The organism is Jeotgalibacillus sp. S-D1 (genome assembly GCF_004358665.1).
In the GTDB taxonomy this organism is placed as follows: Bacteria; Bacillota; Bacilli; order Bacillales; family Jeotgalibacillaceae; genus Jeotgalibacillus.
Map to the genome: position 1 here is coordinate 320,276 of NZ_SMZR01000003.1, position 14,457 is coordinate 334,732.

The window sequence follows — 14,457 nt, forward strand, 5'->3', positions numbered from 1 at the left end:
AAGAACGATACTCTTTTATAGAAGTATCGTTCCAAATTCTATCTTTATTAAAATGCTTTTCTCTGGTAAATAAAAGTGGCAAGCCCCTTGAGACTGCCTAAAGTACTACTGCAATGACTGCTGCCCCTGAGTATAAGACCGTTTCGGATGTTTTAATAAAGAAGTTTGTAATCGCCAGAAGATGATCACCTAACATTCTTATTTAAAATAAGGGTTTTTCTTTACCGGGTGGTTGATTTACGCTGAAGGAGCTCGCTTTCCGCGGGGCGGGGGTGAGCCATCTTCACAGCCAAGCCGTTCAGAGGTCTCACCTCTCCCGCTACATCCCGCAGGAGTCTCGCACCTCCAGCTCCAATCAACGGTGTATTAGCCAAGTTTAATAGATCCATATGAAAAAAGCATACGTTTTGAAGTTATTTCAACGCATACTCTTTCCGTCAGATAATATGAAGATTAAAGAATTCTAACGTGCATCCCTCTTACAGCCTTCTCATACGCTTCCTTTCCCATCCTTTTCACTTTATCAGAGACTTCAGACGCAGGAATTAATGTGCCGTTATGTAAAATAGAAGGATCAAGCAAGCGAAGTTTATTTTTTCGATATATATCATATTGTTCTCGATCCTCTGTTACCTGGACGTTGGGGTTGATTCCTTTTAACAGGTTCAGTAATTCCTCTTTATTTGACGCTTTAATTTTTCCGATTAACTCGTCATCTTTACCGAGAAAATCATCCATAGAGATAACATTACTATCTAATGCCAGCTTCAGCAGATTGGCCAGCCTGTCATTTCCATAAATATTCAATGGATTCATAAAGAAATCGATTACATCTTTATAGTAGGTTTCAACCATAAATTCAGCAGATTCGATGCTTTGAAGATACATCTTCCCTTCAATAACGATGATCTCCTGCAAAAAACAGCTGGCCTCTGCCAGTGTAAGTTGTCCATACCGATGCATATCCCGAAGCGTATAATCCACCCGGTCCGCACAAAGCTCAGGTGCCGGCTGCTCGAGCAGTGTCCACTGGCTGTCGTCAAGCAGAATCCCCTCATAACGGTAGCCATACTTTGCTAAAATCGCCGGGATTTCTGAGTCTTCCACTACAGCCAGATAAATGTTTTCATGATAATCCTCTGCCTGATTTTCAAAAACAAAATCAACGACATGCGAAAAAGCGGTATGAGAAACATCATGCAATAAGCCTGCAATCTGCTCCTCCAGAGATCCACCAAGTTTTCTGATCAGCAGCATTACACCAACGGAATGGTCATAACGGGTGACATTCCATTGGTGATTCACAAGATAGCTGGCTCCCCCTGGTGAATGCCTTTTAATCGTTGTACTGGTTTGCTCAGAATCAGTTCCTCTATTACTTTTTCTACTTCGAAACTTCCATAAAGGGCATCTTTTATGTACATGGTTTCCTCCTGTTTATAAAATGATAATCATTATACCCAGTATCGCACCTGATGCAACGACCACTTTCCCCCCTTCTTACCCTCCATATTCAGTCTAATTCCTGAAAACATAACCATGCATGCGGCGGAAGTAAAATAATAGATTTCGGAAATATTCAGTAGAAGATGAGCAAATGCAGTAATAATGAGCAAATAAACAAAAATGGTTTCGATAAATGTGACTGTTTTTTTCATATTGACCTTCTCGATGGTCTTCATTGGAATAGCCATGGAAGTCTCCTTTACTACGGAAAGTTTAACGTTGGTTTATTATACCAATTGGTTTAGGGCCAACGGGTACTATTAAGAATTTTAATAACGAATAATAATTTCTAATAAAACCAAAAAACCACCCGATTCACAATGGAGCCGGGCGGCTTTTAGCTTATTTCTCGTAAACTTATCCGTTTGAACTTTCATCCGTCGTTTTAAATAATTTACTCTTAAAGAAAAAGAAAGTTAATCCGACAGTAAGGACAAACGTGATTGCCATGCCGGTAAAGTAGTAGCCCCAATGTTCCGGGAAGACGGACAGGAAGGACAGGACGCCTCCAACGCCTACAGATGTCGCTTTTACTCCTTGAGCTGCCAGGTACGCACTCCCGATGGCGCTTCCGATCATGACGGCGATGAATGGATATCGGAATCGAAGGTTGATCCCGTAAATCGCAGGCTCCGTTACACCGAGCCATGCGGATAGGGTTGCTGTCAGGGAAACACCCTTCAGCTTTTTGTTTTTCTTAATAATAAAGAACATGGTTAATGCAGCTGCACCTTGAGCGAGTGTCACGGTTTCTCCAATTGGCCATAACGTGACATAGCCAAGGGTACCGGCCATTTGCAGATTTACGCCTAAGAAAATATGGTGCATCCCTGTGATGACAAGAGGTCCTGAGATAAATCCATACACACCGCCGGCAAATGCAGGCGATAGTTCAAATAGATTTAAAATGCCATCTGTAATCCAATTCGATCCTGTCATGGTAATCGGACCAACGATCCCAAACGTCACCAGGCCTGTGAAAACCAATGCAAGCGGTGCCACAAAAATCATTTGTAAATTGTCATGTATGAAACGCTTCAGGTGTTTTTCAGACCATGTTAAGATCAATGCGGCAAAAATCACGGGAAGTACCTGCCCCTGGTAGCCTATTCTCGCAATGTCCCAGCCAAACAGGTTCCAATACTCAACATCCCCTGGATTTCCTGCGTAATCATAAGCAGACATTAGGGAAGGGTGTACTAACAGGAGACCTAATACGATCCCGAGCAATTGGCTGCCGCCAAACTTCCTGGCAGCCGACCAGGCAATAAGAACAGGCAAAAATGTAAACGCTGTATTTGCAATGACATTGATAAACTCCGCAAAACCTGTCCAGCCAGTGTACACGTCTAGCAGCGATTGGTCATCGTAAAAAATACCAGGATTGGCAAGCATGTTATTTAATCCTAAAAGCAGTCCAGCCGCCACAATCGCCGGCAAAATCGGGATGAAAATATCAGCAAGGACTCTTACACCCTTTTGAATGAGATTCCCTTTTTCTACGGTGATTTTTTTCAATTCATCCTTCGACACTTCATCTGTACCAGTTTGATTCACAAACTCAGTGTAAACCTTTTCAACTAACCCCGGACCAATGATGATTTGGAACTGTCCGCTTGCTTTGAATGTTCCTTTCACCAGTTCATTTTCTTCTAGTGCTTCTTTATTTACTAAACTTTCATCTACTAATATCAAACGGAGCCTGGTAACACAATGCGATGCATTGCTGACATTTTCCGCTCCGCCGATGTGTTTAATTATATCGGCAACATTTTCTTTAAACCCCATCCTCATAGCCTCCTCAGTTAATCGCTTACATAAATTATTAACTTGTTTAAACAAGTTCGATATAGTACAGTATAAATTGTTATCACTTGATGTCAAGAAAATTATGAAAAGGAGTGTTATCTGTTGGATATTAGCGTTACGCCAATGAGCCACTTTGGTTCTTACATGGCACTCACATACCAGGATAGTAAAGCCCCTGAGAAAAATGGGATTTATCTTAATTCAGTACGGGGAAAATCCAAGCAGCATCAGAATGCCCTCAAAATCATTCCTGCAGTGAACGGAACTCCTGTTGTCTATACCTATAAAGCCGACGAATTTAACATCTCACTAACATTTGACGGCGGTGAAATCCGGCTGTGCTTTGAAGATTCAGAGAGAATTTTTGTCCAAGGCAGCGGAGCAAATGTTGGGCTAATACTTGATACCCAGCCTGTCTTTAACTTTGAATATAACTATCTATTAGGAAATACCGAGGAAGAATTCTGTATCGTCAATAGCTACAAAAACCTGACCAAATACATGATTTTCGCACCAAACGGCTCTGTCAGCCTGCAGCAAAATGTTTCCATGGACACGACCGGGAGTATGGATAAAGCAGATAATAGATCTAGCATCCAAATCACCTCCAAGCCTGGCGCTGAAGCGTTTCTATGCGTGATTGAGGATGTGCCAACTCACGGAGGCGTACCTGAAAAAAGAGACTACTCGTTTGAAGCAGCACTTGAAAAAAGCACGCAGCATTTTGAGGCATTTTTATCAAAGCAGCCGTCTGTTCCTGAAGGCTATGAGCAAACCATACGGGAAGCGGCTTACCTGAACTGGAGCTGCATCGTGAATGAACAGGGTTTGCTGAAACGAAAAGCCCTGTATATGTCGAATGCCAATTTTCCTGGTGTATGGAGCTGGGACAATGCATTTAACGCGCTTGCCCTGGCAGGAGTTGATGATGAACTGGCCTGGGATCAGATTCAGCTGCTGTTCGATCATCAGGATGAAAAAGGCATGATTCCCGGCTCTGTTAGTGATTCAACAATTCGCTGGAATTTTTCCAAGCCTCCTGTTCAAGGGTTATTTGTTTTAAAAATGATGGAGAAAATGACGCTTTCCACGGAGCAACTCGAGACGATTTTTTCACAGATTAAACGGCACGTAGAATTTTACCTGAAGTATAAGGATTACAATCAGGACGGCATTTGCGAGTACCATCATGGAAATGATTCAGGCCAGGATAACAGCACCGTTTTCAGAGATGCGAATATCATTGATTCACCTGATTTAACTGCGTTCTTAATTAAATCGATGGATATGCTTTCGGTTGTAGCAGGTAAGCTGAACCGTGAGCAGGATCAGCTGTACTGGGAAAAAGAAGCGACAAAATACACGGAAAAGTTCTGTAAGTACTTTCTGCTTGATGACCTGCCAGTCGCCCGCTTTACTCAGGACAAAAAAGCGATTGAAAGCAAATCGATTCTTCCTTTAGTATCGATCATACTCGCTGACAAACTGCCGGAAGCGGCAAGAAGGAAAATGATCGATGTGTTAAGCAGCGACCAGTATTTAACGCAGTGGGGTATTGCTTCAGAAGCCATCGACAGTCCGTTGTATGAAGAGGATGCGTACTGGAGAGGACCGATTTGGGCACCTACCACCCTTCTTTTCATAGAAGCATTTGAAGAATGCGGTGAGCAGGAGCTTGTGAATGAAGTAGCCCGGAAGTTTCTGGAGCTCTGCAAAAAAGGCGGATTCGCTGAAAATTTCCACGCTGAAACGGGAGAAGGATTACGCGACCTTGCCCACACATGGACTTCCAGTGTCTTTATCCATCTTGCCGGCAAGCTGGCAAACTCATAAAAATAAAGCCAAGGCTGCATCTCTTTGTATTTAAGGGATGCAGCCTTTTTTGTTTATTCGGATATAAATCGCGGCACATTGGAATATATAGGAATTATCAAAACGGAAAGCAAACTTGACATTTCTTGTATTGCACGATACGCTTTCAATATGGAAAGTAAGCTTTCCGCAAGGAGGGTGAACACATGAAAAACCGCTTAGAAGAAATTCGCAAGCAAAGTGGAATTAAGCAGGAAGAATTAGCCAGGGCTCTTGAAGTGTCCAGACAGACAATTGGTTCTCTGGAAAACGGACGTTATAACCCATCGATCCTTTTAGCGTTTAAGATTGCTCGATTTTTCGGTATGAATATCGAAGAAATCTTTATTTATGAGGAGAATGAAAATGAATAAAATCATGTCAGCTTATTTAATTACTATCGCAGGTGTTGGACTACTAGCAGTTGGTCTGTACTTCATCAAAACCATTGAGGATCTGCAAGGTATGGCTGGCGCGCTGCCTTATATCTGTGTGGGGCTTGGCTGTGGTATTTTTGGTCATGGGATGGGAGAAATAATCCTTCGACACGCTATGAACCATCATTCCGAAGCGGCAAAGCAGCTGGAGATTGATAAGAACGATGAACGTAATTTGGCCATCGCTAATCGGGCAAAAGGGAAAGCGTATGACATGATGGTCTTTTTATTTGGTGCCTTATTGTTAGCATTAGGCCTGATGGGATTAGATTTAACCATGTTGCTGCTTATTGTTTTTGTCTATGTGTTTATCGTTATGTACTGCACTTATTACCGCTTTAAATACGATAAAGAGATGTAATCACACAGCTGAAGTAGAGGGCTGGCTAAGCATTCCATTCGGAAGGAGGTGATCACGATGGCGCATGAGGGTAAAAAGTTAATACCAGGGTTAGGCACACTGGTTAAGATACAGCCCGATGAGGTGAGTTTTCAGATAGAGCACCAGGCTGACTCTGCTGCAGCTACATTACCAGAATTAGTAGCAGACTTTAACGAGCTATTAGCTAAGCTTCAAGCAGCAGGTATCATGAAAAACCAATAGTCCATAACCAATTTTTAAAAACACACTAAAACAGAACTTCTATATAATCTGAAGCTCTGTTCTTTTCAATAAATATCAAATAAACAAAAACCTTTTATTTACGCTGTGTCTGATCAAAGAAGACAAAATTCCCTGGCGTGTGACGGGACTGAGTATGTTCAAACATGACGCCATCAGCATTAAAAATGTGGCTTGTCACCACCACGACGCTGTTGAATCCATCAAGCTTTAAATAGTTCTCGTCCGTCTCCGTTGTTCGTTCCACCACCATTTTACGCTTAGCGGTGACCGCCCTTTGGTTCAATTCCCGATCCAGATATTCATAGATCGAGTCCTCTGCGATCTCTACGGTCAACTCTTTTGCGACATCCTTACGGAAATAATTATAGTCCATGATAACCGGGTTGCCCTCTAAATGACGGACACGCTGGATATGGTACACTTCCACACCGATCGGGAGCAGCGTATGCTCATGAATGGCTTCATCCACCGTTAGTTCTTCAAACCTGATTACTTTTGTTTCATGCAGCTTATGATTTCTGAGGGCAAACTCTTTAAAGGTTTCCGTCTCCCCATATATATACTCATTCTGCTTAAAGTCCTGATAAATCACCCGTGCTCCCTGCCCATGCTTCGTTTGCACATACCCGTCGCTTATGAGGTTTCCAATTGCCCGCCGCACCGTATTCCGTGAGCAGTCATATTCTTTAACGAGGGTATTTTCCGAAGGGAGCAGCTGCTGGTACTCGTAAATATTTTTTTCTATTTTCTGTTTTAGGTCTTCATATATTTCTATGTATTTTGTTTTTGGCATGAGTGCCTCCTATTATAGTACCTGCCTTACTACGCATAAGTCTCTAAATGTTTATATTGTAGATAGTAACATAATTTTTCAGAGGATTTCTCATTTCCTGCCAAATGGTCTCCCCCTCACCAACCGCCTGCTGTCTCATTTGCGACAGCAGGCGATTTCATTACAAATCCGGTTCATTATTACTCTAAATATTTATCCTTTAATTGGTCACTGCCGATGCCACCAATCACCATTAGTACTAATGGTGCAAAATTCACCACAACATTCGGTAAGCCTTCCAGCAGGATATTTGTTCCAAAAAAATAATTCGATCCGATAATAATTATTTTTGACACTAACAAAAAGACGCCTAATAAAAACACACTATCGAACAATAATTTCCACTTTGGGTACGCCAATTGCTTACTATCTTGAATTACTTTTTCTGTCAACACTCGATCACTCCTCAACAGTTCATCTATCGTAATACCAAATAAATCACTTAGATCAATGATTACCTCAATATTTGGATAGTTTTTTCCTGTCTCCCATTTTGAAACGGACTGACGACTAACGTGAATCTTTTCAGCAAGCTCTGCTTGTGACCACCTCTTTTTTTCTCTTTCACTTTTTAATCGTTCGCTAAAATTCATCATTCTCATCGCCTTTCCTTACAATTCTAGTATTAAAGAAGTGAATAGATGAAGTAAAGCTAGTTCTAGGCGCATCAAGGCGCAACCTCTAGTTGCACCCTGAAAAATCCCATTGATCCAGCTGGTTTTTTCAGCATTTTATCTTACAATTACTTGATTCCATTTTAAAACATAAAAGACTCCTACGATTATAAAGTACCCACTAAAAATTAGATGGAATCTGCTTCCACAGAAAACAATATGGAGACCTAAACCCGTTTTAATTATTGACCGGCTCAGGGAAACATTGGCTGGAGAGCTCGTCCCCTTGCACTTTTCATCAGATCCCAGTAAAGTATATACTGATTAACGTTTATTCCAATCCGTAGTCATTGAGATAAAAGCATTTAACTATACATTTCGGGAACAAGTTTCCCTTTAAAGAAAGGCAGATAGAAGATGAAAGATAATTTTTGGCATGAACTGCCGCGGCCGTTTTTTGTTTTGGCGCCAATGGAGGCAGTGACGGATGTCGTTTTTCGTCATGTCGTGAGTGAAGCAGCAAGACCTGACGTATTTTTTACAGAGTTTACGAATTCGGAAAGCTACTGTCATCCGAGAGGAAAAGACAGTGTCAAGGGGCGCTTGACGTTTACTGAGGATGAGCAGCCGATCGTCGCTCATATCTGGGGAGACAAGCCTGAGTACTTCCGTCAAATGAGTATTGGAATGGCTGAAATGGGCTTTCGCGGTATCGATATAAATATGGGCTGCCCTGTGCAGAACGTTGCGGCGAATGGAAAAGGATCAGGGCTTATCCGCCATCCGGAAAAAGCAGCGGAAATCATCCAGGCAGCCAAAGCTGGAGGTCTTCCTGTTTCCGTGAAGACGCGTCTTGGCTATACGGAAGTGGATGAGTGGCATGACTGGCTCAGACATATTCTTGAACAGGATATCGCCAACCTGTCGATTCATCTCCGGACGAAAAAAGAGATGAGTAACGTGCCGGCTCACTGGGAGCTGATTCCTGAGATCAAAAAGCTCCGCGATGAGATCGCACCGCATACGCTTCTAACAATTAACGGTGATATCGAGGACCGGCAGATGGGCCTTGAGCTCGCTGAAAAATACGGCATCGATGGTGTTATGATCGGACGAGGAATTTTCCAAAATCCGTTTGCGTTTGAAAAGGAAAAGAAAGAGCATACGAGCGCGGAACTGCTTGACCTGCTTCGCCTGCAGCTTGATCTTCACGACAAGTACGCTGAAGAACTGGAGCCACGTCCCTTTAAACCGCTTCGACGCTTTTTCAAGATCTACGTCCGCGGATTCCGTGGTGCAGGTGAATTAAGAAATCGTCTGATGGATACAGAATCCACTGACGAAGTTCGTGCGCTTCTTAATGAGTTTATGATGAAGGATGGCTTGAAGGAAGAGGAAGGGTTTTCTGTTTCTTAAGTGTTAGTATTAAATGATTTTTAGTAGAGAGGAGAGCCCTAGAGCTTTTCTCTTTTTTGTATTGAATTAGAGGAGAACCCCCGCTATCTTCCCGACCGAAAAATGAAACCTTAAATATCATGCTCATAATTGGTTGTCCTTTAGAATAATGTTTATGGATACCTAAAGAGGAGGAGTGCCCTTGGTAACACCTAATTCAAACTATTCCCAATCTGGAAGTTTCCAGTACAGAACATTCATCGACCCTTTCGTCGTGAGCCGGCTGCAATCTGTCCTTGGAGCAAATATGATTGTCGAGACGACCAGAGATTCCATCCGTGGTGAACTCATGGAAGTCCAACCCGATCATATTGCTTTAAAAGCTGGTGATTCGACCATCTTTGTCCGCATCCAGCAAATCGTTTCCGTAATGCCAATCTGACCTTTACAAAGAAGGTTTACTCACCTTTCATGTTAACTGCAGTATATTCATGTTATTCATAGCTTTTGTTACATACCCTAGTACGCCGCTTTGTGACTTCCCTGGTTAGCGGGAAGGATTGGTAAGAAAAACACTTTAGAAAATCTCTACCAACTTCATTGCAATGTAGTGTTTTGTTTCTCATTCATCATTTAACCACTATTCAATTAGTGTAAAGCAGTCCGATTGATGAAGTGTGCACACTAAAAACAACCCCCTCTCCTCTAACCGGAAAGGGGGTCGCGCTGTTTACTTCTTCACTGTTACTTTTGTTGCTTTGCTGGTGTTGTTTTCAGCATCTGTTGCTGTGACGTGAAGAACGGTTGACTGCTTTTGTTTGGGAATTTTCACTTTGAAATTGCCCTTGCGATCTGCTTTGGAAGTTCCAAGGACCTTTTTGCCCGCTTTGACCGTGATTTTTGCATTGGCCTCTGCTTTTCCTGTGACAGAAACAGATTTGCTATCTACATTTTTTACTTTTGGAGCTGGCGGAGCCGTTTTATCCACGACACTCACAGTGGCAGTGTCACTGGTATTGCCGGCTGCATCTTTTGCCGTAACCTTAATGATTGTTCCAGCTTTTTGTTTTGGTATTTTGACTTTGTAGACACCCGCTGTATTTGCAGTTGCCTTATGCTTTTTATTTCCGATCATCACAGTAACAACCGATCCGGCTTCCGCTTTTCCGGTTACTTGTTTCGCATGATCCGATACTTCTTTAACGGTCGGAACCTTTGGAGCTGTTTTATCTTTTACCTTGATCTTCAGCTCTTTGCTCACATTCCCAGCCTCGTCTGTTGCTGTAATCTTCAGCACAGACCCAGCCTTTTGCTTTGGAATGGTTACCTCATAGGCACCTTCAGCATTTGCGGTCGCTGTGTATTCTGCTTTCTTATTCGTCACAGTGACGACCGATCCGGCTTCTACTTTCCCGGTTACTGCTGTTGACTGATCCGATACTTTATCCGCTGTTGGTTTGTTCGGAGCCGTTTTATCTTTTACCGTAATACTCAGAACTTTGCTGACATTTCCATCCGCATCCGTTGCCGTAATCTTCAGCACAGACCCTGCTTTTTGTTTTGGAATCTTTACCTTATAAGCACCCGAAGCATCCGATGTTGCTGTATAGGTTTTTGTTCCACTTGTTACCGTTACAACCGAGCCAGCTTCTGTTTCACCGGTTACCTCTTTCGATTGATCAGACACTTCGTTCGCTGTTGGAATAACGGGACCGGCTGCAAACTTATGGGTGTAAACCTGCTCACCGTATTCAGCCTGTCCGCCTTCAGCTAACCCATAGGTAAACCAGTATTTGATTTCATCGCCCTCTTTTACATCTAATGTGTAAACAGAGTAGTTCTCTCCGGCTTTGTTCATGTTAATATTTTGTTGAGTTGTGCCATTTTTAATATAATGAATAATCGCCCATGGAGCATCGTTCACATAAAACTCCACGGAATTTTCCTTTATCGTGCCAACACCATAGCCTTCCTTCTCCGGTTCCGGCTCTTCAGGATTTTCATCTTCCGCTGGCAATGCCGGGATTTCATATAGATGCACATTATCAACCGTCACAACATGCTCTTCCAGCGCTTTCTGCCCTTCCACTTTACCTAATGCAAGCACAAGCTTTGCAGCAGGATCTGTCTTCTTTTCATGCGTAAACTCAATCGCATAGGTGTTTAGCTCTTCATTGATTTCTACCTTTTCCCATAAATATTTGTCATAGTCGGCACTTTCTACAATCGCATCAATTTTTCTTCCAATTGAAGACGACAGATCAACGACCAATCGGTATGACTTGGATTCTTCTAATGCCAGTCCAAGCTGACTGAATTGAATACTCCAGAATTCATTGCCAAGTGATGGAATCGTAATTTTATTTTTTTCACCTTCAATTTTAGACGTTGCGCCAACATCCGACCATAATGCCCAAGAAGCATTGCCATCTTTAAATGAAGGATTTTTAATTTTATTTTCAGCAGGGTGTTTCATCTCAAGCACGACATTATCAATCGTTACGCCATGCTTTTCACTATCAGCATATTTGCCCAATAAGAAGTTGAGTTCAACTGCTTCTTCTGCCGATGCTTTAAATGAATAGGTGTATCGTTGACTTTCCTCCGTTAACGAAATTTCCTTTTCGAACACTCTTTTCATTTCACTGTTTTGAATGACCAATTCCATGTCCCTCGGGATGGTTGAACTGGCATCAAAGGAAACTAAATACTCCTTGTCTTTATAAAGCTGAAGGTCTGTCTGTTTAAATTGTACAGCCCATTTTTCAGCTCCTTCACCGCTTTTATCAAATGCAGGAATACTAATTTCCGCTTTGCCGTTTTTCACTTCTATTTCATCGATAAAATCATCTTTGTCCTTCCAGCTCCAGGCTGACCACTCAGAAAGCTCCTGACTGAATGAACCATTCTTTAACGGGAACAACTGGTCCAATGGCAGCTTCGGAATGATATCGACAATCACTTTAGCGGTATCAACCTTGTTGCCATCCTCTGTCGTTACTGTGATGTCAGCTGTTCCATTTGCTACTGCCGTCACGACCCCGCTGGTGCTTACTGTCGCAACACTGTTATCACTTGAAGACCATGTAACCTTCTTATTTGTTGCATTTGAAGGGGCAATGGCTGCAGAAAGTTTGCTAGTTTGGCCCTTTGCAGTTAGTTCAACTTCAGATTTATTAATCTCTACTCCTGTAACCGGGATCTCCACTTCTTCCTCAGTTTCCGGATCGCTATATACACGAACGTAATCTACTTGCATTGACACCGGGAAATCCTCTGGTGCCGGTTCAACACCGCCATCAAACCATCCGCCCATTGCAAGGTTCATAATCAGATAGAAATCCTGATCAAACGGTGCATATGGATTGTCTTGCACTGCCGCTGAGAACCATTCCTCTTTTGTCACTCTGTAGAAGAACTTTCCATCCACGTACCAGCTGATGGCATCTTCCTCCCAGATCAAGCTGTACACATGGTAGTCCGTATCAATTCTTCCTCCGTCTTCAAAGTTTTGTTCGCCTGAAAGATACGTATTTTGAGGCCATTCACCGCCAAAGTGCAGCGCGCCGCTTGTCGTCCCAGGAACACGTCCTCTGGCTTCCATGACATCGATTTCACCTGAAGATGCCCATGATCCATAAACCTCATCATTTGGCAGCATCCAAAGTGCCGGCCATGCGCCTGAAACTGCCGGAAGCTTCGCACTAAAATCAACTCTTCCGTACTTGAATTTGAATTTATCCTCTGTCGTAATCTTTCCTGAAGAATACGGAGCCACACGTTCAGGATCCTGCGGGAATGTCTTCGGATCCTCAAATGACTTAATCGTTAATTTGCCGTCTTCCACAAAAACATTCTCTTCGCTATCTGTGTAATGCTGAAGCTCATTATTTCCCCAGCCCCATGTACCCGGGTCATCATTTAAATAATAACCGGTGTCATAATTCCATTTGCTTTCATCTAATTCCGTTCCATCAAACTCATCATTCCATTCTAAATCCCAGCCTTCTATGGCTGAATCCTCCGATGTACCAACCTGTATATCATCCAGCACGACATCATCCGGGCGATAGGCATCCGGGTTTCCAATAAATTTATATTGAACATAGTTGCTGCCAATATCCCCGCCCTTTTCGCCATCCAATGGATAGCCGATGCGGAGCTCCACGTCTTCCTGAACCGGCTGGAACCAAAGACCAAAGATGTAATCCGTCCAATATCCCCACTGATTGGCTGACGACATTCTGTTGTAGCCATTAGCGGAATAACTGAATCCAGTTACAGCTGCATCTAAAATATTGACCCATTCACCGTCAACCTTTACTTCATATACGAAGTTATCAACTTCTTTTTTTGTAGCGGCTCCGCCATCGATTTTGGGAATAGGCATTCCGATTGCCCCGTTTTTATCCGCTTCAAAGGTGGCTCTGCCATCGTAATTTGTAATGACGTGAGAATTCCTAACCGGAACCGTCACCTTTAACGTGTAATCAACAAAAACATCCGGATTGGTTTTGGATGCGACTCTGACCTGCATCGTTTCTTCTACCGGATCAAACCAATATCCACCCGGACCTTCCCACCAGTTTCCAAAGTTTTTATCATAAACCCATCCGCTGCCTGCATTATTATCAATTGAAACCCACTCATCATCCTGCTTCACGAAAAGGGCAACATCATCTTTAACATCTTTAAATGTTGCACCGCTGTTGAATTTCGGGAATTCAAATCCTGTACCGCCAGACGGTGATACATCAAGTGAAGTAGCACCCGCCGGAGCCATTGATGTAATAACCTGAGGGTCTGCCGGCGTCACATTTAACGTATACTCAACAAAAACATCGGTATTTGTTTTTGATGCGACTCTGACCTGCATCGTTTCCTCTACCGGATTGAACCAGTAGCCGCCGGGACCTTCCCACCAGTTTCCGAAGTTCTTATCGTAGATCCATCCACTGGCCGCATTATTGTCAATCGAAACCCACTCACCATCCTGCTTCACCAAAAGATCAATATCATTCTTTACATCTTCAAAAGAAGCGCCATTATTGAACTTAGGAAATTCAAATCCGGTCCCTCCATCTAAGCCTACCTGAATAGTTGTCGCACCAGCTGGCGCCATCGTCGTAATCGTCTGCGCTGCAGCAGCCTCAGCTTCACTCCCGCTTACCCCTTCTGCATTGGTATTTAAAATGGCAACATTGAATAAAAGCATGTTCAGCACTAAAACAACAACCATCATTTTCATTCTTTTTGCTTTTGATTTCCTCAATACGTACTCATCTCCCGTTTGTTTTTAATTGATACCTTTTCGTGACAGGACTTTTTCTTCTCTGAAAAGTTAAAGATCCCTCCTTTAAATAAAATTTCTCCTGAATACAAGGACGA

General features: G+C 42.8%; 11 protein-coding genes and 1 pseudogene. 6 read left to right on the forward strand and 6 right to left on the reverse strand.

Going from position 1 to position 14,457, the window contains the following annotated elements:
* Positions 1 to 453: 453 nt before the first annotated feature.
* The 3 genes and pseudogenes from E2R51_RS12360 to E2R51_RS12370 form a co-directional block, all read right to left on the reverse strand.
* Positions 454 to 1,424 (reverse strand): annotated as a pseudogene (locus E2R51_RS12360) (HD domain-containing protein).
* Between the two features lie 30 nt (positions 1,425 to 1,454).
* Entirely contained in the window at positions 1,455 to 1,694 is a 240-nt protein-coding gene (locus E2R51_RS12365) for a hypothetical protein (protein ID WP_133377381.1), read from the reverse strand.
* A gap of 169 nt (positions 1,695 to 1,863) precedes the next feature.
* Positions 1,864 to 3,294 (reverse strand): PTS transporter subunit EIIC, encoded by a 1,431-nt coding sequence (locus E2R51_RS12370; protein ID WP_133377382.1) that lies wholly within the window; start codon positions 3,292 to 3,294, stop codon positions 1,864 to 1,866.
* A gap of 123 nt (positions 3,295 to 3,417) precedes the next feature.
* On the opposite strand from E2R51_RS12370, the gene E2R51_RS12375 reads away from it, so the two are divergent.
* The 4 genes from E2R51_RS12375 (at position 3,418) to E2R51_RS12390 (ending at position 6,207) form a co-directional block, all read left to right on the forward strand.
* On the forward strand, positions 3,418 to 5,148 hold the full coding sequence (locus tag E2R51_RS12375) for an amylo-alpha-1,6-glucosidase (protein ID WP_133377383.1): 1,731 nt from the start codon (positions 3,418 to 3,420) through the stop codon (positions 5,146 to 5,148).
* 185 nt (positions 5,149 to 5,333) lie between these two features.
* Positions 5,334 to 5,540 carry a helix-turn-helix transcriptional regulator gene (locus tag E2R51_RS12380; RefSeq protein ID WP_133377384.1) on the forward strand — a complete coding sequence of 69 codons (207 nt, stop codon included), beginning with the start codon at positions 5,334 to 5,336 and terminating at the stop codon, positions 5,538 to 5,540.
* Positions 5,533 to 5,964, forward strand: a complete 432-nt coding sequence (locus tag E2R51_RS12385; RefSeq protein WP_133377385.1) for a hypothetical protein — start codon at positions 5,533 to 5,535, stop codon at positions 5,962 to 5,964. The genes E2R51_RS12380 and E2R51_RS12385 overlap by 8 nt, the downstream gene beginning before the upstream one ends.
* A 57-nt stretch (positions 5,965 to 6,021) precedes the next feature.
* Positions 6,022 to 6,207: a hypothetical protein gene (locus E2R51_RS12390; protein ID WP_133377386.1), complete on the forward strand. Its 186-nt coding sequence runs from the start codon at positions 6,022 to 6,024 to the stop codon at positions 6,205 to 6,207.
* 94 nt (positions 6,208 to 6,301) lie between these two features.
* Here E2R51_RS12390 and E2R51_RS12395 read toward each other — a convergent pair whose 3' ends face one another.
* Together E2R51_RS12395 and E2R51_RS12400 are read right to left on the reverse strand one after the other, a co-directional pair.
* Positions 6,302 to 7,021: a UTRA domain-containing protein gene (locus E2R51_RS12395; RefSeq protein WP_133377387.1), complete on the reverse strand. Its 720-nt coding sequence runs from the start codon at positions 7,019 to 7,021 to the stop codon at positions 6,302 to 6,304.
* A gap of 179 nt (positions 7,022 to 7,200) precedes the next feature.
* Positions 7,201 to 7,653 (reverse strand): helix-turn-helix domain-containing protein, encoded by a 453-nt coding sequence (locus E2R51_RS12400; RefSeq protein ID WP_133377474.1) that lies wholly within the window; start codon positions 7,651 to 7,653, stop codon positions 7,201 to 7,203.
* Between the two features lie 438 nt (positions 7,654 to 8,091).
* Here E2R51_RS12400 and E2R51_RS12405 point away from each other — a divergent pair, with 438 nt between their 5' ends.
* Positions 8,092 to 9,090: a tRNA dihydrouridine synthase gene (locus tag E2R51_RS12405; protein ID WP_133377388.1), complete on the forward strand. Its 999-nt coding sequence runs from the start codon at positions 8,092 to 8,094 to the stop codon at positions 9,088 to 9,090.
* 181 nt (positions 9,091 to 9,271) lie between these two features.
* On the forward strand, positions 9,272 to 9,511 hold the full coding sequence (locus E2R51_RS12410; RefSeq protein ID WP_133377389.1) for a YuzF family protein: 240 nt from the start codon (positions 9,272 to 9,274) through the stop codon (positions 9,509 to 9,511).
* Positions 9,512 to 9,799: 288 nt separating this feature from the next.
* Here E2R51_RS12410 and E2R51_RS12415 read toward each other — a convergent pair whose 3' ends face one another.
* Positions 9,800 to 14,341, reverse strand: a complete 4,542-nt coding sequence (locus tag E2R51_RS12415) for an Ig-like domain-containing protein (RefSeq protein WP_133377390.1) — start codon at positions 14,339 to 14,341, stop codon at positions 9,800 to 9,802.
* Positions 14,342 to 14,457: the final 116 nt, after the last annotated feature.

Coding starts and splice junctions, on each gene's coding strand:
- E2R51_RS12365 (WP_133377381.1), bottom strand. CDS start 1,694: ATGGCTATTCCAATGAAGACCATCGAGAAGGTCAATATGAAAAAAACA.
- E2R51_RS12370 (WP_133377382.1), bottom strand. CDS start 3,294: ATGGGGTTTAAAGAAAATGTTGCCGATATAATTAAACACATCGGCGGA.
- E2R51_RS12380 (WP_133377384.1), top strand. CDS start 5,334: ATGAAAAACCGCTTAGAAGAAATTCGCAAGCAAAGTGGAATTAAGCAG.
- E2R51_RS12385 (WP_133377385.1), top strand. CDS start 5,533: ATGAATAAAATCATGTCAGCTTATTTAATTACTATCGCAGGTGTTGGA.
- E2R51_RS12390 (WP_133377386.1), top strand. CDS start 6,022: ATGGCGCATGAGGGTAAAAAGTTAATACCAGGGTTAGGCACACTGGTT.
- E2R51_RS12395 (WP_133377387.1), bottom strand. CDS start 7,021: ATGCCAAAAACAAAATACATAGAAATATATGAAGACCTAAAACAGAAA.
- E2R51_RS12400 (WP_133377474.1), bottom strand. CDS start 7,653: ATGAATTTTAGCGAACGATTAAAAAGTGAAAGAGAAAAAAAGAGGTGG.
- E2R51_RS12405 (WP_133377388.1), top strand. CDS start 8,092: ATGAAAGATAATTTTTGGCATGAACTGCCGCGGCCGTTTTTTGTTTTG.